The following is a 16,245-nucleotide window of genomic DNA, read 5'->3' as shown; positions in this document are numbered from 1 at the left end:
CCATGGCCGTGCGTCGCCGACGGCGGAAGGGCGGGGAGCCGTGGTACGACGACGCGGCCGGCCGGCTGGTCCGTCCGTACACCATCAGCAACGGCCGGACCCGCCCCACGGCGCACCTCGACCTGCTGACCATGGTGATGGCCACCGGCCGGCGGCCCGTCGCCTGCCAGGGCCCCGAGCACGTCCAGGTGCTCGGGCTCTGCGGCGGGCCGGTCTCGGTCGCCGAGATCGCCGCCCACATACGGCTGCCCGCCGTGGTCACCAAAGTGCTCCTCGCCGACCTCGTCGACTGCGGGGCGATCACCGCGCGGGCTCCCGCAGCCGTTTCGGCAGGGCCCGCGTCCCGTACCGACCGTGCCCTGCTGGAGGCGGTGCTCAATGGACTTCGCAAGCGACTGTGACCCCCGCGGCCAGGAGGACCCCGGGGCCGACCCGTTCCCCACCGCGCTCAAGATCCTGGTCGCGGGCGGCTTCGGGGTCGGCAAGACGACCTTCGTCGGCGCGGTGAGCGAGATCGAGCCGCTCAGCACCGAGGAGTTGCTCACCCAGATCAGCGTCGGTACGGACGATCTGGCCGGTGTCGAGGAGAAGGACACCACCACCGTCGCCATGGACTTCGGCCGGATCACGCTCGGCCCCGAGCACATCCTCTACCTCTTCGGGACGCCGGGGCAGCAGCGCTTCTGGTTCATGTGGGACGAGCTGTCCAACGGCGCGCTGGGCGCGGTGATCCTCGCCGACACCCGGCGCCTGGACCAGTGTTTCGCCGCCGTCGACTTCTTCGAGCGGCGCGGTATCCAGTTCATCGTCGCCGTCAACGAGTTCGAGGGCTCCTACCGCTATGACCCGGACGAGGTCCGCAGTGCGATAGATGTCGCCCCGGAGATTCCCGTCGTGCTCTGCGACGCCCGCCGGGGCGGCTCGGCCACCGAAGTCCTGGTCTCGCTCGTCCAGCATCTGCTCACCCCCGCCCTCGCCGCGACCCCGGAGCTGTCATGAACCACCCCGCCTCCCGCGTCCCGTACCTCTCCTACGACCCGACGCCCCACCTTCTGCTCACCCCGCAGGACGACGAGGCCCCGGCGCGCGTCGCCCGGCTGCGCGCCCTGGGGATCGGTGACTCCCCGCTGCCCGCGTTCGACGAGTTCGCGCGCAAGCTCGCCCGGACCACCCGGGCGCCCTATTCGATGGTCAACTTCATCGACGAGCGGCGGCAGTACTTCGCCGGTCTCTACACGCCCTCCCAGGACCAGGCCGTCGAACTGGGCCCGGCGCCCGCCAGTGCCCAGCCGGGCCGGGTGATGGACCGTGACCACGGCTACTGCCCGCATGTCATCGTCCGCCGTAAGGCCCTGGTGCTGGAGGACGTCTGCGACTATCCGCGGTTCGCCGGCAACCCCGTGGTGGACGAGATCGGCATCCGCTCCTACCTCGGCGCGCCGCTGATCGACCGTACGGGGACGGCGCTGGGCACCGTATGTGTCGTGGACCTCGAACCGCGGCCCTGGGGGCGGGAGGGGCTGGAGACCATCAAGGCGATGGCCGCCGAACTCGTCGAGCAGATCCACCAGATGGAGAAGCAGCAGAGCGACGCGCCCTGACGGAGACCACCGCCCGACTCCCACCGCGGCCCCGGTGCCCGGCGGACGGCCTGTGTGCCGGACGGCCGGCCCGGGGCCGCGGTGTCGCCCTCGCCCCGGGACAGTGCGGCCCGGGGCGGGGCCGGCCGCTCAGCGTGGCCGGGCGAACCAGATGTGCCGCCGGCCCGGTCCGGTGCGCTGGCCCGGCACCGTGGGCGCGGCGTCCTCCGGCCGCACCGTGACGGTCGGGCCCGCGGGGGCCTCGTACGGGGCCCTGCCCTCTCGGGGCTCCTCGCACTCCTCGGGCCACTCCGAGGGCTCCAGCCGCAGCAGGTCCGCGAGCCGGCTGGACCAGTCGCTCTGCGCACGGCCCAGGGCGAGTTCGCCCAGGCGCAGCAGCTGGATGTCGGAGGTGCCGGCCGGCGCGAAGATGTGGTGGGCATCGCGCAGGAAACGTTCCACCGGGCGGTCGGTGAACAGTCCGCACGCGGCGTGGATGTCCATCGCGTCACGCGCCGACTCCAGCGCGGATTCCACGTTGACCAGCTTGGCGTTCATCAGCTCCGCGTCGCAGGCCAGCCCCTGGTCCAGCAGATGCACCGCGTGGTACGCGGACAGCCGGGCCAGCAGCAGCCGCGACTGGATGCGCCCGAGCTTCAGTTTGATGTTGCCCAGCTCGGCCAGCGGTTTGCCGTAGCGCTGCCGCTCCGTGCAGAACCGTGTCGTCTCGTCCAGCACCGCCTGATGGATGCCCAGCGACACGGCGGTCAGATTCGGCCGGCCGTACAGCACGCTGGAGGAGTAGGCGACCGACAGCCCGTCGCCCTCCCGGCCCAGCAGATGCGCCGCCGGGACGCGGCAGTTGTCGAAGAACAGCTCGCCGAAGCTGAAGCCGTGCAGGCCCATCGCGGGCTGCTGCGGACCGACCCGGAAGCCGGGGGTGCCGGACTCCACGAGGAACGCCGAGAGGCCCTTGGAGCCCTCGCCGGTGCGGACCACGACGCCGTGCAGATCGCCGACGTGGCTGTTGCCGACGTAGATCTTCCGGCCGTTGAGGACGTAGTCGTCGCCGTCGCGGACCGCGGTGGACGACATGCCCAGCACATGGCCGCCGGACTGCGGTTCGGTCACGGCGATGGTCGGCAGGCAGTCCCCGGAGGCTATGGCCGGCAGCCAGGTCTTCTTCTGCTCCTCGCTGCCGAAGTGGACGATCTTCGCGACGCCCAGCTGGGACGCCTGCACCATGGCGCCCATCGCGGCACTCACCCGCGACAGCTCCTCGATGATGAGGGTCTTGGCGACATGCCCGGCGCCCATCCCGCCGTAGGCGCGGTGCACGGTCGCGCCTATCCATCCCTGCCGCGCGATGAGCCGCGACAGGTCGTGGCATACGGACCGGTTCGCCTCCATCTCGGCGATCCGCGGGCGGACCTCGCGCTCGGCGAAGTCCCGCACCCGGTGCCGGAGTGCCTCATGTCTCTGGTCCGTGAAATACCGATGCAAGACGAGCTCCTCCTTCGCGATCTTTCCCGCGCTGGTCGCACCCCGCCTTGGGACGGCACCCGCCGTGCCGTCTGCAGCGAACGTTCCGGAAAGTGATCTGTCGCTTACCCCGTGCAATACCCGTTGGCATACCTACTGCGGGGCGCATGAAACATCAACTGGGCGTACGCGAGCGCGGAGTTGAAGTGCGCAGCGGACTCGCACCACCCCCGGTGCCACAACGCCGTGCGAAGGCCCTGGAAGAAGGGAACCGCGCCACCCCGCGCCTCCCCCGGGGCTGGGATTGGGGGGTGTTTGCCCCGGTGTGAGTCGCCTGCGTCGGTGCGCGTCGCCCTGGTATGTGTCGCCCCGGTGGCGCCGATGTGCCACCGCCCGCTTGTGCCGCGCCGCGCGTACCGCGACCACCTCCGTCACGCGCGCCCCATGGCGCACCGCCGTCCGGCGCGGAAGAGTGGGGACGACGACTCGTCAGCCACCGCCCCGGCAGTCAGGAGACGACGCCATGCAGGCCATGCAGCAGGACTTCCACCAGGCTCCGGACGGCGCCCGGATCGCCACCTACACCTGGCTCCCGCAGTCCGGCCACCCGCGTGCCCTCGTCCAGATCGCCCACGGCGCCGCGGAGCACGCCCGGCGCTACGACCGCTTCGCGCGCTTCCTCGCCGGCCACAACTACGCCGTCCTCGCCTCCGATCACCGCGGCCACGGCGCCACCGCCGCCTCCACCGGTGGCCGCGGGGTGGTCGGCGAGGATGCCTGGCGGGCGATCGTCACCGACCTCAAGGGCATCGGCGACCACGCGGCCGCCGCCCACCCCGGCCTCCCGCTCGTGCTGCTCGGCCACAGCATGGGGGCGATGCTCGCCCGCGACTACGCCCAGGAGTATGGCGCGGACCTCGCCGGGCTGATCCTCACCGGCGCCTTCCGCACGCTGCCCGGCCTGGACATCGACGGTGCCGTCGAGGGACTGGAGGAGGAGATCGCCGAGCACGGCCGCGGCGCGCTGTCCGCGTTCATCCCGCGCACCTTCAGCTCCTTCAACGACGCCTTCACCCACCGCACCGGCTACGAATGGCTCTCCCGCGACGCCGCCGAGGTGGACACCTATGCAGCCGACGAGGACTGCGGCTTCCCCTTCTGCGCCGGCCTCGCCGCCGACTGGGTACGCGCCATCCGCAAGGTCAACGACCCGGAGAACCTCGCCCGCATGCCGCGCGGACTGCCCGTCCACATCGCCGTCGGCGACCAGGACCCCTGCCACCAGCGGATGACCCTGGTCCATGAACTCCTGGAGGACTTCCGCTATGTGGGCACCCGCGACCTGACGTGGAAGGCCTATCCGGATGCCCGCCACGAGATCCTCAACGAGACCAACCGCGACGAGGTCCAGGACGACCTGCTGGCCTGGCTCGGCAAACACATCTGAACCGCCGGGCCCATCTGAACCGCCGGGCCCATCTGAACCGCCAGGCGGGTCTGAACTGCCCGTACCCGGCCGCCGCCCCCGGTGCGGCTCCCGGTCGGGTCAGGCGGTCGGGTCAGGGCCGTGCCGACACGAATCCCTCGATCCGCTCGCGCAGACCGCGCGGATCGAGACCGTGCGCCGCCAGGTGCTCGTCGAGCTGTCCGTAACGCCGCAGCTCCTGACGGCCGACGCCGAGTCCCAGCAGCCGGTGCGGCCGGTCCTCCAGCGCCTGGGCGGCCGGCCGGGTCGAGGTCCCCGCGAGATACGGCTCCACGATCACCACATCCGAGGCGCCGGCAGCGGTGGCCGCGGCGCGCAGCGCGGCGCCGTCGAAGGGCCGCACCGTCGTCGCGTAGAGCACGGTCACCCCCAGCCCCTCGGTCGCGGCGAGCACGTTGTCCAGCATCGGCCCGACGGCGATCACCACCCCGTTGCGCCCCTCCCGCACGGTCCGGAAGCCGGCCCCGTCCACCGCCCGGGGCGCGGCGTTGGCCTGCAGGGACAGCCGGACGTACACCTTGTCGTCACCGGCCGCCGCGGCGTGCCGCAGCAGGGTCTCGGCCTCGTCCGGGTGCCCGGGGACGTGCACGGTCCAGCCGTCGAGTGTGTCCAGCAGCGCGACATCGCCGGGTGCCATATGGGTGAAGCCGCCGCTCGGCCAGTCGTAGGAGGCCCCGGCGCTCACCAGCACCCCGCCCACGCCCTGGTGGCCGAGGTCCAGCTTCACCTGCTCGAAGGGGCGCTCCACCAGGAAGCCGGCGAAGGTGTGCATGATCGGGCGGAGCCCGGTGAGCGCCAGCCCGCCGCCCACACCGATCAGCAACTGCTCCCGGATACCGACGTTCACCACCCGGTCCGGATGCTGTTCCGCCGCTTCGGCGAAGCCGGCCGCCCCGATGTCGGCCAGTACCAGCGCCAGCCGCGGGTCCTCCGCCAGCAGCCGCGAGGTGACCGAGGCAAAGCGCTCACGCATGGTGTCCATCAGGGATTCCTCTCGAAGTCAGGGTCGTCATACACGGGACGGGGGAGACGCTGAGGCGGGCCGCTCAGGTCTCCTTTCAGGTGTCCTTGGGCTCGACGCGGGCGATCACCGCGTGTGGGCGGCCCGGGTGCGGTGTGCTGAAGGCCGTGTACAGCGCCTCGTGGTCGCGGCCGTCCACGGTGACCGCGGACCATCCCGCGGCCGTGAAACGGGAGGCGATCCCGCCGGACCACCCATGAGTGGCGGAGGCGTTGTCGATGACCACGGTGTGCAGCCGGTCCAGGCCCGCGGCGGCCGCGTAGGCCAGGGCCTCGTGATTGCTGCCCTCGTCCAGTTCCGCGTCGCCGATCAGCACCCATACGGCCGGTCCCGGCCGGCCCTGCGCCCGCAGACCGAGCGCGGTGCCGACGGCCAGCGGCAGCCCGTGCCCCAGCGACCCGCTGCCGATCTCGGCGCCGGGCACCAGCATCCGGTCGGGGTGGTGGCCGAGCGGGGAGTCGTACGAGCCGAAGTCCGGCAGCCAGGCGGTGGGGAAGAAGCCCTTGGCGGCCAGCACCGCGTAGTAGGCCATCGGGCCGTGCCCCTTGGAGAGCAGAAAGCGGTCCCGGTCCGGGTCGGTGGCGGTGCCGGGGGAGACCCGCAGCACCCGGTCGTAGAGGACCCAGAGGGCGTCGAGCGTGGAGGTGGCCGCCGGGCCGTGCTTCTCATCGCCCGTCATCAGGCCCATCAGCACCGGCAGTTCGGCGAATCCGACCGGGTCGCCGTGCCGGGCGGGCAGTGCTGGGCCTTCGGCCGTCACTGCTGTGGTGGGGTCGGTCGTCGCTTCCGTCGTCAGCTGCGTCATACGACAGAGCGTGCAACCTCAAGCGTGCTTGAGGTCAAGCGAGGGGGTGCCGCGGGCCGGGAGAGCCGGCCCGCGGCCGTCGGTCAGACCTGCCCCGGCTTGAAGACGTCCTGCTCGATGAGGAGCTTGTCGATCCGGGCCTTGTCCACCCGGTTCGTCACCTCGTCGACCTCCTGGCGGTCGCGGACGCACTTGGCGAGCGTGAACGCGGAGGACACCACGAAGACCAGGCCGATGCCGAGGAATCCGCGCTCCCACGGGCCCACCGGCAGCTTGATGATCCCGATCACCAGCGCCACCAGCGACAGCCCGAAGGAGATCGCGGCCTGCACGAAGAAAGCCGTGGTCGTCGGCCGCTGAATCGATGGAGTAGTCATGCGCGTAGCGTGGCGGCACAGTGACACCGGTACATGAGTACAGGTACTCATCCGGCCCCTCCCGCCCCGCCACGAGGCGCGAAAGTGGCAGCACCCACCCTCTGACATGCGGTATTGTTCTCGTGCGCGGTCAGCCGGGACATCCCGGCCGGATCGGGCACCGGGACGTGGCGCAGCTTGGTAGCGCACTTGACTGGGGGTCAAGGGGTCGCAGGTTCAAATCCTGTCGTCCCGACGGTGCGAAAAGGCCCGTCGGCCGGGAGAAATCCCGCGTCGGCGGGTCTTTTGCGTTGCCGGGGTGCATGGCGTCGTCGGAAGCGCCGCCGGAGTGCGCGGGGCCTGGTCAAGGACGGCTCCCGGGGGCGCCCGCCCGACGCCGTGCTGGCGGGGCGAATTCCCTGGTCAGGGGTATGAGCAGACTGCCGGGTGTGGGGGCGGCTCAGGTGACTCCGTCCGGAACCGACGCGCCAGTTCCACCCGTGAGCTCAGGTCCAGTTTCCGGAAGATCTGGCGCAGGTGGTGTGGTGACCGACTGGACCAGCGCCACGTCCCGCAGCGTGAAGGACTCGCCTTGCAAGGCCGCTGACTGTAACAACTGCCGGGCCGACGCCGAGAGTTGGCACCCCTCGGCGGGTATCCCGTACCTGATGTGCCCGGGAACGAGGCGAGCCGTGCTCCCGGTCCCGGTGCCGGGAAATGGGGGGTGCGGCGTCGGGTTTCCTGCCGCGGCCCCGCACGGTTCATCGTGGAAATTTTCGCTCGTCGGCATCGGTCAGATGATGCGCGACGCCAATCCCCCTCCGGTCTCCACTCGGGCTGGAGTGTCACCGGCGCCGCATGGGCCGTCAAGAATCATTCGGTCCCGCGCCTGGCCTCGGCGGGGCGACGGCGCCGTCACGAACTCGCCCGCACCGTGACCGGCTGTCGTTCCGGCGCCCCACATACCGGCCCGGACCAGCTGGACGATACCGATGACGCAGAACGCGAGCGCGAACGCGCAGAATGCGACTTCCCGTAGTAATCCCCGCTGCCCGCGCCCACGCTCCGTGGTGTGACCGGAGTGGCGGGCTCCGGGTGACACGCCGCGTGACCTGGGTGCCTGGTTGCTCAACTCCCGGTTAAGTCGGCGCCCCCTACTGTCCGTAAGTGGACTGGTGCAGCGTGTTCCTGGCATGTCAGGATGAGTGTGAGGTGACGGAGCCTTAACTGTTCGTTGGGCTCAACCAATGGGGGACGGTAGACATGAATGTGGGGGGAGAGGGCCGGTCCAAGGGGGCGGGCAGTGTGCTCGCGGAGCGGCTCAACCATCTCTTCGCCAACATGCATCCGCCGGGGGCCCCGTACACCAACGCCTGTGTGGCCGAGGAGATCAGCGGGGGAGCGGAGGAGTACGGCGGGGTCAAGGTCACCGAGCAGTATCTGTCGATGCTGCGCAACGGCCGGCGTGCGAATCCGAGTCCGGAGCTGCTGCGCGCGCTGGCCAAGTTCTTTGCCGTGCCGGTCGGTTATCTGCTGGGGGACCTCTCGCAGCCGCAGGCCGCGCGGGTGGAGGAGGAGGTCCGGTTCCTGGCCGCGATGCGGGACCAGCGGGTGCGGGCGATCGCGTTGCGCTCCGTCGGGCTGCCGCCGGAGGTGCAGGACAGTCTGACGACGATCATCTCCCAGTTCCGGCAGCAGATGAATCTGCCGGCCGATCCGCCGGAGCAGGGCGGTGACCGGCGCGGTGAGTGAACAGATGCGGACCGCTGAGTGCGGCCAGGTCTTCTCTTCCTGGCAGCGGGCCGGACACGAGGACGGGGCGAGCATGCGAGTGGGGCAGATACGCCGGCGGTGCAAGCGGCTCATCAAGGAGCTGGCGCTGCCGGCCGCGACCGATCTGCGCGGAATGTGTGACATCGTCGCCGCGCGGGTGGCGCGGCCCGTCAACCTGGTGCCGATGAGCCTGGGCGGGGTGGTCTCGGGGATGACGGCCGTCACGGACGACGGCTACTGGGTCTTCTACGAGCTGAAGACCTCACCCTGGCACCAGGCGCACATCGTGCTGCACGAACTGAGCCATCTCCTGCTGGGGCACGGCCAGGACCCCGCGGTCACCGAGGACGCGCTGAAGTTATGGACGCCGTCGGTCGATGTCGCCACCGCCATGCGGCGGATGGGGCTGACCACGGGATTCGCCCGGCACCACGGCTACGACAACCTCGCCGAGCGGGAGACCGAAGTGCTCGGCACCCTGCTCATGGAGCGGGTGGCGCCGTCCGCGACCGAACGCGAACTCCCCCTGGAGGGCCGGGCGGCCGAGCTGGCGGCGGCGCTCGGACCCGCCCTCCAGCACATCCGGCACCGGCGGGAGACCCCGGCCGGTGACGAGGGGGCCGACGGCGGCGGCGCGGGTGCGGCCGGGGACGGGGGCCCGCGTGTTTGACGTCATCTATCTGTCCTTCGGTGTCGCCGCCTGGGCCATCGTCGGATACAAGTCCGTGGCGTGGTTCCGGGACCGCAGCAACGCCGATCTGGGGCTGGCCTGTGTGATGACCGGTGGGGTGGCGACGGTCTTCCTCTTCTCCGCGCCCAGCCTCTACCGCGCCTTCGACCGGCTGACGGGCGTGGCCAACCTCGCCATGGTCTTCCTCTACTCCTCCGTCATGGTGTTCGCCGCGGGCGCGCTGGTGTTGCTGCTGCGCTGGACGGCGGGCGAGGACGCGGCGGCGCGGGGCCGTGCGCGGGTGCGTGCGCGGGCCGCCGTCGGGAGTGTGGCCGCGCTGTGGGCGGTGGCGGTCACCGGCTTCGCGGTCGGCCGGCCGGACGCCGTCGAGCACCCCCGCGACTTCAGCACGGCCTACACCGACTCCCCCGGAGTCATGCTCTTCCTGGTGCTGTATCTGGCCATTTTCGGAGTGAGCTGTGGGGCCCTGGGGACGCTCTGCCCCCGCTACGCCGCGCAGCTCGGCGGTACGCATCTGGCGCGCGGTCTGCGGGTGCTGGCCGCCGGCTGCTGGCTCGGCCTGGGCTACTGCGCCTGCAAGGTCATCGGCTTCGTCCTGTCCTGGACGGGCCACCCCGCGCCGTGGCTCTCCAACGGCGTTGCCCCGTTGAGTGCCTCGGTCGCCGCGCTGATGGTCCTCGCCGGATTCGCGTTGCCCGCGGCCGGCCCCCGGGTCGCCGCCTGGCGTCGGCTGCGCCGTCTCTCCCCGCTCTGGCGGACCGTCACCGCGCAGAGCCCGGAAGTCACGATGGGCTCCTCGGCGTGGTCCGTACGCTGGCCGTTCGCCGATCTGGAGTGGCGGGCCAACCGGCAGATGGCCGAGATCCGGGACGTACAGCGCGGTATCCGCCGCCACGTGGAGTCCGATGCCGTCGACATCGCCCGTGAACGGGCCCGCGCGGTCGCCCTCGACGACCGGCAGCTGGCGGCCGTCGCGGAGGCCGCCGCGCTCCGCCGGGGCCTGGAGAACCGCGCGGTGGGCCATGTCCCCGACCACGGCGCCGACACCGTGGTGGTCGCCCACGACGCCGGAGCCGCCGAACTCAGCGCGGAGTACGAACACTTGGCGCTGGTCGCGGACGTCTATCACTCGCCGCTGATCGAGACCGTGCTCACCGAACTGCGCCAGCGAAGCGCCGTGGCACACGGCTGAGGAAGCACCACAGACGGGGTGGCCCGGTACGGGGGTCCGGGCCGCCCGTACCACTTGGGCGGCACCGGCCCACGCGACCGGTGCCGCCGGCAGGGCGCCCATTGGACAGCGGATAGGGCGTGCGCCTTCCTCGGAGCCCGCCGTTCCCTACGGCGGGCCGCGCGCCGAGTGTGCGTGCCAGGTGTCGTGAGAACGGACGGGACCTCGTGGGCACACCCTAGGGTCGGGCTCATGCAGAACACCGCCGAGACCGGCCCCGAAGCCCCCATCGACACGACGCCCCTCCTCGACGATCCGTACGCCGCCTACGCGGCGCTGCGGGACGCCGGGCCGGTGCACCGGATCACCGGAACCGACGGGAACCCCGCCTGGCTGGTGACCCGTTACGACGATGTCCGCCGTGCCCTCGCCGACGACCGGCTCTCCCTGGACAAGCGGCATGCCGCGCCCAGCAGTTACCGCGGCTTCGCGCTGCCGCCCGCGCTGGACGCGAATCTGCTGAACATGGACCCGCCGGACCACACCCGGGTGCGCCGGCTGGTCGTCAAGGCCTTCACTCCGGGCCGGGTCGAGGCGCTGCGCGCGCCTGTGCGGCGGATCGCCGATGAACTGCTGGACGCGATGGCCGAGCGCGGCAGCGCGGACCTGATCGCCGACTACGCGGAGCCGCTGCCGATCGCGGTGATCTGCGATCTGCTGGGCATCCCTGAGCGTGACCGCCGCGACTTCCGGGCCTGGTCGGACGCGCTCCTCGCCCCGGACCCGAGCCGGCCGGAGCTGATGAAGGAGGCGATCGGGGCAATGCTGGAGTTCTACACCCGCCTGATCGCCGCCAAGCGCGCGGAGCCGGGCGACGATCTGCTCTCGGACCTGATCGCGGTGCGCGACGAGGCGGCCCCCGGCGAGGCGGCCCTTGGCGAGGCGGCCCTTGGCGAGGAAGGCGACCGGCTCACCGAGGACGAACTGACCTCGCTCGCCTTCCTCATCCTCTTCGCCGGCTACGAGACCGTCGTCCACCTCATCGGCAACGCCGTGCTCACGCTGTTCGACCGTCCGGACCAGCTCGGGCAGTTGCAGCGTAATCCGGCCGAACTGCCGACGGCCGTCGAGGAGTTCCTCCGCTTCGACACCCCCTATCCGTTGGCGATCCGCCGCTTCCCCAAGGAGGACATGGAGATCGGCGGCGTACGGATCGCGGCCGGGGAGAGTGTGCTGCTGTCGATCGCGTCCGCGAACCGTGACCCCGCGCGCTACCCCGAAGCGGACGTGTTCGACCGCGGCCGGGACCTCTCCGGGCCGCTCGCGATGGGGCACGGCATTCATTACTGCCTCGGCGCCGCGCTCGCCCGGCTGGAGGCCGTCACCGCGCTCGATGCCCTCCTCGGCCGCTTCCCGGGGCTTCGACTGGGCGTCCCGCGTGCTGATTTGCGGTATCGACGGTCGCTTCGAGTGCGTGGCCTGATTTCGCTGCCCATCGCCTGGCAATCGGCAAACGAACAAGTTTTTGAGGCATAACCGTTCGCTCATGCGGTAGAAAGGTTCCTGAGACCCGCCCGGTGTGCATCCCCCGTCGCACCGGGCGGGTCCTTCTTTGCACCTGTTGCAGTTGCGACACGCCCGGCTGTCCGGCGCGGCCGTGGGCCGTCTGGCTCAACCGCGCTGCGCGCCGCGGCACCGCTTCTTAGCGTGACGGCATGGGAATTGACGCGCGTGTGTCCAAGAAGGCCGGTGCGGTGGCACTGCTCGCCGCAGCCGGTGTGTCGCTGACGTCCATACCGGCCGCGGCCAACGGAGCGACGGCCCGTCAGCCCGCCGCGGCCCGCGCCGGGGTACAGGCACCCACCGACCCCGGCACGGCGAGGCTGCCCAGCGGGCTGTCCGCGCTGTCCTGGATGGTGGCCGACGCGGACACCGGCAACGTGCTGGCCGCGAAGAGCCCGCACCGCAGGCTTGCCCCGGCCAGCACCCTCAAGACGCTGTTCGCGGTCACCGTCCTGCCGAAGTTCTCGGCCGGCACGGTGCGCCGGGTCAGCTCCGCCGACCTCGACGGGATCGGGGCCGGCAGCAGCGTCGTCGGCGTCCGGCAGGGCCGCCGCTACACCGTCGGCGACCTGTGGCGCGGGGTCTTCCTCCGCTCCGGCAACGACGCGGTGCATGTGCTGGCCTCGATGAACGGCGGCTGGCGGACCACCGCGGACGAGATGCAGGAGACCGCCCGCAAGCTCGGCGCCCGCGACACCACCGTCAAGTCGCCGGACGGCTATGACGCGCCCGGCCAGGTGTCTTCCGCCCACGACCTGACCGTCTTCGCCCGCGCCGGACTCGCCAACGAGGACTTCGCCCGTTACTGCTCCACTTCCCGCGCCACGTTCCCCGGTGCGGGGGGCGCCACGCGGATCGAGAACACCAACCGGCTGCTGGTGGGCTCGCACGGGATGGCCCGCTACCCCGGCATCATCGGCGTCAAGAACGGCTACACCACCAAGGCCGGCAACACCCTGATCGCCGCCGCGCGCCGGAACGGCCGCACCCTCCTGGTCACGGTGCTGAACCCCCAGTCCAAGGAGTACAACGCCGTCTACAAGGAGGCCGGTGCCCTGCTGGACTGGGGCTTCCGCACCGCCGGCACGGCCCAGCCGGTCGGCACCCTGCACGCCGTCCGCGCCACCGACGAGGACGGCGGCCCGCTCCGTCCGGTGGCCGCCGATGTCACCCCAGCCCCCCGCGGCGGTTCCCCCTGGCGCGGCCCCCTCGTCCTCGCGGCGGGCGGCGCCGGCCTCGCGGCCTTCGGACTGGGCGCCGTGCTCGCCCGCCGACGGCAGACGCGTGACGGCGGTGTACGGAGGGGCGGGACGGCGTAGCTCACGGGGGGCGTGACCTGTGGCCGTGTACGGCAGCGGGGACGCCTTCGTGTGACCCGGCGCAGCTGCGCTCCGGCCCTCGCCGCCGGCGGGGCGATTTTCGGTCATCTCTCCCGGCCGCGCAGCCGGGGCGCGGAGTCCGCCGCCGGTGCGGCCACGGTGCCGGTGGTCAGACGCCCGGTCAGCTCCCGGGCCCAGGCGGTCAGTCCCGCGATGTCGATCCCGTAAGGGGCGGCGTCCGCATACGGGGTGATGGCCGCCGCACCCCGGTCGAGCAGCGCCGTACCGCCCACGGCATTGCCGCGCGCCGCATGGGTGAGTCCCACCGCGAGCTGGGCGAGCCCCCGCCACAGCTCGCGTTCCGCCTCCGGAGCCGCCTTCCAGGCGTCCTCCAGCACCTCATGGGCATGGAACGGCATCCCGTCGTCCAGCAGCCGCTGCGCCTCGGCCAGCGACTCCGACGGCGTCCGGGACACCCCCTCGGGCTGCCGGGCGACGCCCGAGGAGCCGTACGGCAGCGGCCGGCCGAGTCCGTCCCGGGGGCGCGCGCTGCGGGCCCGCCCCTCCTCGTCACGGTCCCGCCGGCGCGACGGGAGCGGACGGTCGGCGGCCTGGCCGGGGTCCTCGCCGGGTTTCCGGCCGCCCGTGTGGTCGGAGGTGCGGTCCGAGGCGCGGTCCGAGGCGCCACCGCCATCGGTGTCCGCCGCCCCCGCGCCGCAGTGCTCGCAGACCGTACTGCCGGGCCGTTCCCTGATCCGGCCGCAGGCGTCGCACACCTGGTCCAGCCAGCAGGCCGGATCGCCGCCCTCGTCGTCCGCCCGGTGCGGGACGGACGGGCGGGGCGGGAGGGACTGGTCGTGGGGGCGGTCCGCGTCGTTCACGCTTCGATTGTGCGCCGTGCGGCCGGCCCGTGTCGCCGGGGGCGGGTGCTCTGCGCGTACGGCCGGCCACGCGTACGGGCCGGGGAAGCCGGGCCCAGGGGCTCCCGGGGTGCCCCGGCTCAGGCCAACTCGACCTCGTAGAAGCAGAAGTGGTCCTTGATCCGGGCGACCTCGGCATGTGGCTCGGGGTAGGCCCACACGACGTCCTCCGGGCCTCCGGCGAGCGACCAGTACGAGGCGGTGCCCTTGAACGGGCAGAAAGAGTGTGTCGCGGAGGGGGTGAGCAGCTCGGTGCGTACGTCCTCGGGAGGGAGGTAGTAGCGCACCGGGTAGCCGGTCTCGGAGAGCAGCAGCGGACGCCGGCTCTCGGCGATCAGCTGTCCGTCGATCTCGACCCGGACGTGGTCGGTGCCTTCGGTGACGTCGATGCGGTGGCCGCGGGCGGTGCTCATGGTCACTTCCGTTCGGTGGGCGGGGTGGCTTCCTGCCCAGGATCGCACCGGGACGGAGCGGGAGCCGCACACCTCGCGGATGCCTCGCCCCGCCCACTCCGGCGCCGGTGCGACGAGGCCGGTGAGGCGTTCGCGGGCCGTCGTGGGCAGAGGGGCCGAGCGTCCGGCGGACTGGTCGATGTGGAGGGTGAACAGTTCCTCGGTGGCCACCGGTTCGCCGGAGGGGGCCCCGGCGAACATCTCGTGGAGGAGGCGGAGCTTCTTGCCTTCCACGCCCAACACCGTTGTGCGGAGGGCGAGTTCGCTGTCGCGGGCGACCTCCCGGTGGTAGCGGTGCGGGGGTGGGGCGGTGCGAGTCGCCGTCCGCCCGTGCGCCCGGAGGTCAGCTGCGGGGCTTCAGACCCAGCAGGGTGCGGGCCCGGCCGGGGGTGGCGACCGTGGCGCCGAGCAACGGCGTACGGCCGCGGGTCGCGCGACGGATGGCCGGTCCCGGGGTCGCGGACATGGATGTGCACCACCGCGGCGCCCGCGGCCGCCGCCTCGACGGCCGACGCGGCGATCTGCGCGGGCGTCACGGGACGTGCGGGGAGCGGCGGACGGTGTCGCCGGCGCCGGTGAGCGCTCAGGTGACGATGGTCTCGTGGTGCACGGCGAGCCCTTCGATGGGGTGGCTGCCTCGGGCCTGGCGGGGGGCGGCCGGGTCAGGCGGTGGAGGCGGGGGTGAGTTCGCTCTCGACGAAGGCCAGCAGGGCGGCGTGCATGGTGTCGGGGCCGGTGCTGCCCGGAGCGGTGGCGAGCACCTGGGTGGCCAGGCCGTCGATCAGCGCGGTCAGCCGCAGCGCGGTGAACTCCGGATCGACGGTGCGGAAGACGCCCTGCTCGACGCCGCGGCGGACGACCTCGGCGACGGTGGTGCGCCACTGCCGGTAGTAGTGCTCGTGCAGCCGCCTCACGGCGGTGGAGCGGGCGGCCCGGGCCCAGAGATCGAGCCGCACCAGCCACTGGCGGCGCTGCTGCGCGGTGCGCGGGGTCCGCAGCGCGATCAGATGCAGCAGCGCGGCACGGGCGTCGGGGGCCGCGGCCGGCCCGGCGGCCCGGTGCTCGGTGGCCTCGTCCATGCACCAGCGCACGGCCGCTTCCAGCAGCTCGTCGCGGCCGGGGAAGTGGTAGTGCACGGTGGCCGGGCTGGTGCCGCAGGCGGCGGCGATATCGGCGACCCGTACGCCGTGGAAGCCGTGCTCGGCGATCAGCCGGACGGTCTCCCGCACGATCTGCAGCGGCCGCCCGCCCTCGGGCACGGCGGCCGATGCGCGGCCGGGCGGCGCCGCGGGCCGCTCCGGGGCACCGAGCAGCCAGCCGGTGTCGACCGCTCCGATATCGGCGATCCGCACGATCTCGGCCAGGGTGAACCGCCGGGTACCACTCAGTGACCTGGACAGTTTCGAGGGGTCCAGCACGATCCGGCGGGCGAACTCACGCTGGCTGCAGCCGAGCCGGACGATCACCTGCCGCACACGGTCCGTGACCTCTCCGGCGTCGTCGGTGACCCGGTGCCCTGGGGCGTCGTCCATGGCCCGGGACCGTAACAGTGCGTTGAGAACATCGCAATCGTCTCGGGGAAGGCCCGCTGCCTTCAGCTGCTCTCATGCTGGACTCGGGCTGCGA

General features: G+C 72.2%; 16 protein-coding genes, 1 tRNA gene and 3 pseudogenes. 10 read left to right on the top strand and 10 right to left on the bottom strand.

The features are described from left to right. Window positions 1-2: 2 nt before the first annotated feature. The 3 genes from ACFW5B_RS25520 to ACFW5B_RS25510 are packed head-to-tail and all read left to right on the top strand — an operon-like array spanning window position 3 to window position 1,601. A complete protein-coding gene (locus ACFW5B_RS25520) occupies window positions 3-401 on the top strand; it encodes a DUF742 domain-containing protein (RefSeq protein ID WP_386443916.1) in 399 nt (132 codons plus the stop codon). Next, a complete protein-coding gene (locus ACFW5B_RS25515; RefSeq protein ID WP_386443913.1) occupies window positions 379-999 on the top strand; it encodes an ATP/GTP-binding protein in 621 nt (206 codons plus the stop codon). Before ACFW5B_RS25520 ends, ACFW5B_RS25515 begins: the two co-directional genes overlap by 23 nt. Continuing rightward, window positions 996-1,601, top strand: coding sequence for a GAF domain-containing protein (locus ACFW5B_RS25510; RefSeq protein WP_386443910.1), 606 nt, complete (start codon window positions 996-998; stop codon window positions 1,599-1,601). The genes ACFW5B_RS25515 and ACFW5B_RS25510 overlap by 4 nt, the downstream gene beginning before the upstream one ends. Window positions 1,602-1,730: 129 nt before the next feature. Here ACFW5B_RS25510 and ACFW5B_RS25505 read toward each other — a convergent pair whose 3' ends face one another. Further along, window positions 1,731-3,083: an acyl-CoA dehydrogenase family protein gene (locus ACFW5B_RS25505; RefSeq protein ID WP_386443907.1), complete on the bottom strand. Its 1,353-nt coding sequence runs from the start codon at window positions 3,081-3,083 to the stop codon at window positions 1,731-1,733. A gap of 502 nt (window positions 3,084-3,585) precedes the next feature. Between ACFW5B_RS25505 and ACFW5B_RS25500 the strand changes: the two genes are divergently transcribed. Further along, on the top strand, window positions 3,586-4,509 hold the full coding sequence (locus tag ACFW5B_RS25500; RefSeq protein ID WP_386443905.1) for an alpha/beta fold hydrolase: 924 nt from the start codon (window positions 3,586-3,588) through the stop codon (window positions 4,507-4,509). Window positions 4,510-4,621: 112 nt separating this feature from the next. Here the strand turns inward: ACFW5B_RS25500 and ACFW5B_RS25495 are convergent, their stop codons facing one another. The 3 genes from ACFW5B_RS25495 to ACFW5B_RS25485 form a co-directional block, all read right to left on the bottom strand. Next, the gene (locus tag ACFW5B_RS25495; RefSeq protein ID WP_386443902.1) at window positions 4,622-5,530 is read right to left on the bottom strand and encodes a transketolase family protein; all 909 of its coding nucleotides are present in this window, start codon (window positions 5,528-5,530) and stop codon (window positions 4,622-4,624) included. A gap of 76 nt (window positions 5,531-5,606) precedes the next feature. Next, complete coding sequence (locus tag ACFW5B_RS25490) at window positions 5,607-6,374, bottom strand: thiamine pyrophosphate-dependent enzyme (RefSeq protein ID WP_386443899.1); 768 nt, start codon at window positions 6,372-6,374, stop codon at window positions 5,607-5,609. An 83-nt stretch (window positions 6,375-6,457) separates the two neighbouring features. Then, a complete protein-coding gene (locus ACFW5B_RS25485) occupies window positions 6,458-6,751 on the bottom strand; it encodes a YiaA/YiaB family inner membrane protein (RefSeq protein WP_386443896.1) in 294 nt (97 codons plus the stop codon). Between the two features lie 161 nt (window positions 6,752-6,912). Between ACFW5B_RS25485 and ACFW5B_RS25480 the strand changes: the two genes are divergently transcribed. The 6 genes from ACFW5B_RS25480 to ACFW5B_RS25455 all read left to right on the top strand — a co-directional run bounded on the left by ACFW5B_RS25480 (window position 6,913) and on the right by ACFW5B_RS25455 (window position 13,247). Beyond that, a tRNA-Pro gene (locus tag ACFW5B_RS25480) sits at window positions 6,913-6,986 on the top strand. 1,007 nt (window positions 6,987-7,993) lie between these two features. Continuing rightward, the gene (locus tag ACFW5B_RS25475) at window positions 7,994-8,482 is read left to right on the top strand and encodes a helix-turn-helix domain-containing protein (protein ID WP_386443893.1); all 489 of its coding nucleotides are present in this window, start codon (window positions 7,994-7,996) and stop codon (window positions 8,480-8,482) included. 4 nt (window positions 8,483-8,486) lie between these two features. Further along, on the top strand, window positions 8,487-9,173 hold the full coding sequence (locus ACFW5B_RS25470; RefSeq protein ID WP_386443891.1) for a hypothetical protein: 687 nt from the start codon (window positions 8,487-8,489) through the stop codon (window positions 9,171-9,173). Beyond that, entirely contained in the window at window positions 9,166-10,386 is a 1,221-nt protein-coding gene (locus ACFW5B_RS25465; protein WP_386443888.1) for an MAB_1171c family putative transporter, read from the top strand. The genes ACFW5B_RS25470 and ACFW5B_RS25465 overlap by 8 nt, the downstream gene beginning before the upstream one ends. A gap of 231 nt (window positions 10,387-10,617) precedes the next feature. Further along, on the top strand, window positions 10,618-11,901 hold the full coding sequence (locus ACFW5B_RS25460) for a cytochrome P450 (RefSeq protein ID WP_386443885.1): 1,284 nt from the start codon (window positions 10,618-10,620) through the stop codon (window positions 11,899-11,901). A 179-nt stretch (window positions 11,902-12,080) separates the two neighbouring features. Beyond that, a complete protein-coding gene (locus tag ACFW5B_RS25455) occupies window positions 12,081-13,247 on the top strand; it encodes a D-alanyl-D-alanine carboxypeptidase family protein (protein ID WP_386443882.1) in 1,167 nt (388 codons plus the stop codon). Between the two features lie 104 nt (window positions 13,248-13,351). Here ACFW5B_RS25455 and ACFW5B_RS25450 read toward each other — a convergent pair. The 6 genes and pseudogenes from ACFW5B_RS25450 to ACFW5B_RS25425 all read right to left on the bottom strand — a co-directional run. Continuing rightward, window positions 13,352-13,831, bottom strand: a pseudogene (locus ACFW5B_RS25450) (DUF309 domain-containing protein); the annotation flags it as partial. Between the two features lie 416 nt (window positions 13,832-14,247). After that, on the bottom strand, window positions 14,248-14,580 hold the full coding sequence (locus tag ACFW5B_RS25445; RefSeq protein ID WP_386443879.1) for a DUF427 domain-containing protein: 333 nt from the start codon (window positions 14,578-14,580) through the stop codon (window positions 14,248-14,250). A 138-nt stretch (window positions 14,581-14,718) separates the two neighbouring features. Further along, a pseudogene (locus ACFW5B_RS25440) lies at window positions 14,719-14,901 on the bottom strand (thioesterase); the annotation flags it as partial. A gap of 61 nt (window positions 14,902-14,962) precedes the next feature. Further along, window positions 14,963-15,085, bottom strand: coding sequence for a hypothetical protein (locus tag ACFW5B_RS25435; protein ID WP_386443992.1), 123 nt, complete (start codon window positions 15,083-15,085; stop codon window positions 14,963-14,965). After that, window positions 15,036-15,229: pseudogene (locus tag ACFW5B_RS25430) on the bottom strand (3-keto-5-aminohexanoate cleavage protein); the annotation flags it as partial. The pseudogene ACFW5B_RS25430 and the gene ACFW5B_RS25435, both read right to left, overlap by 50 nt. Window positions 15,230-15,281: 52 nt before the next feature. Then, a complete protein-coding gene (locus ACFW5B_RS25425) occupies window positions 15,282-16,151 on the bottom strand; it encodes a TetR family transcriptional regulator C-terminal domain-containing protein (RefSeq protein ID WP_386443876.1) in 870 nt (289 codons plus the stop codon). Window positions 16,152-16,245 lie beyond the last annotated feature (94 nt).

The sequence above is a fragment of the Streptomyces sp. NPDC058773 genome (assembly GCF_042746015.1).
Classification (GTDB): domain Bacteria; phylum Actinomycetota; class Actinomycetes; order Streptomycetales; family Streptomycetaceae; genus Streptomyces.
Note: the sequence above shows the minus strand (reverse complement) of the source record. Positions and strands in the feature narration are given on the sequence as shown.

What these genes read in the sequence shown, in the direction of transcription:
- ACFW5B_RS25460 (WP_386443885.1), top strand. Translation starts at nt 10,618, where the DNA reads ATGCAGAACACCGCCGAGACCGGCCCCGAAGCCCCCATCGACACGACG.
- ACFW5B_RS25495 (WP_386443902.1), bottom strand. Translation starts at nt 5,530, where the DNA reads ATGGACACCATGCGTGAGCGCTTTGCCTCGGTCACCTCGCGGCTGCTG.
- ACFW5B_RS25485 (WP_386443896.1), bottom strand. Translation starts at nt 6,751, where the DNA reads ATGACTACTCCATCGATTCAGCGGCCGACGACCACGGCTTTCTTCGTG.
- ACFW5B_RS25500 (WP_386443905.1), top strand. Translation starts at nt 3,586, where the DNA reads ATGCAGGCCATGCAGCAGGACTTCCACCAGGCTCCGGACGGCGCCCGG.
- ACFW5B_RS25520 (WP_386443916.1), top strand. Translation starts at nt 3, where the DNA reads ATGGCCGTGCGTCGCCGACGGCGGAAGGGCGGGGAGCCGTGGTACGAC.
- ACFW5B_RS25470 (WP_386443891.1), top strand. Translation starts at nt 8,487, where the DNA reads ATGCGGACCGCTGAGTGCGGCCAGGTCTTCTCTTCCTGGCAGCGGGCC.
- ACFW5B_RS25510 (WP_386443910.1), top strand. Translation starts at nt 996, where the DNA reads ATGAACCACCCCGCCTCCCGCGTCCCGTACCTCTCCTACGACCCGACG.
- ACFW5B_RS25435 (WP_386443992.1), bottom strand. Translation starts at nt 15,085, where the DNA reads ATGTCCGCGACCCCGGGACCGGCCATCCGTCGCGCGACCCGCGGCCGT.
- ACFW5B_RS25475 (WP_386443893.1), top strand. Translation starts at nt 7,994, where the DNA reads ATGAATGTGGGGGGAGAGGGCCGGTCCAAGGGGGCGGGCAGTGTGCTC.
- ACFW5B_RS25455 (WP_386443882.1), top strand. Translation starts at nt 12,081, where the DNA reads ATGGGAATTGACGCGCGTGTGTCCAAGAAGGCCGGTGCGGTGGCACTG.
- ACFW5B_RS25490 (WP_386443899.1), bottom strand. Translation starts at nt 6,374, where the DNA reads ATGACGCAGCTGACGACGGAAGCGACGACCGACCCCACCACAGCAGTG.
- ACFW5B_RS25515 (WP_386443913.1), top strand. Translation starts at nt 379, where the DNA reads ATGGACTTCGCAAGCGACTGTGACCCCCGCGGCCAGGAGGACCCCGGG.
- ACFW5B_RS25425 (WP_386443876.1), bottom strand. Translation starts at nt 16,151, where the DNA reads ATGGACGACGCCCCAGGGCACCGGGTCACCGACGACGCCGGAGAGGTC.
- ACFW5B_RS25445 (WP_386443879.1), bottom strand. Translation starts at nt 14,580, where the DNA reads ATGAGCACCGCCCGCGGCCACCGCATCGACGTCACCGAAGGCACCGAC.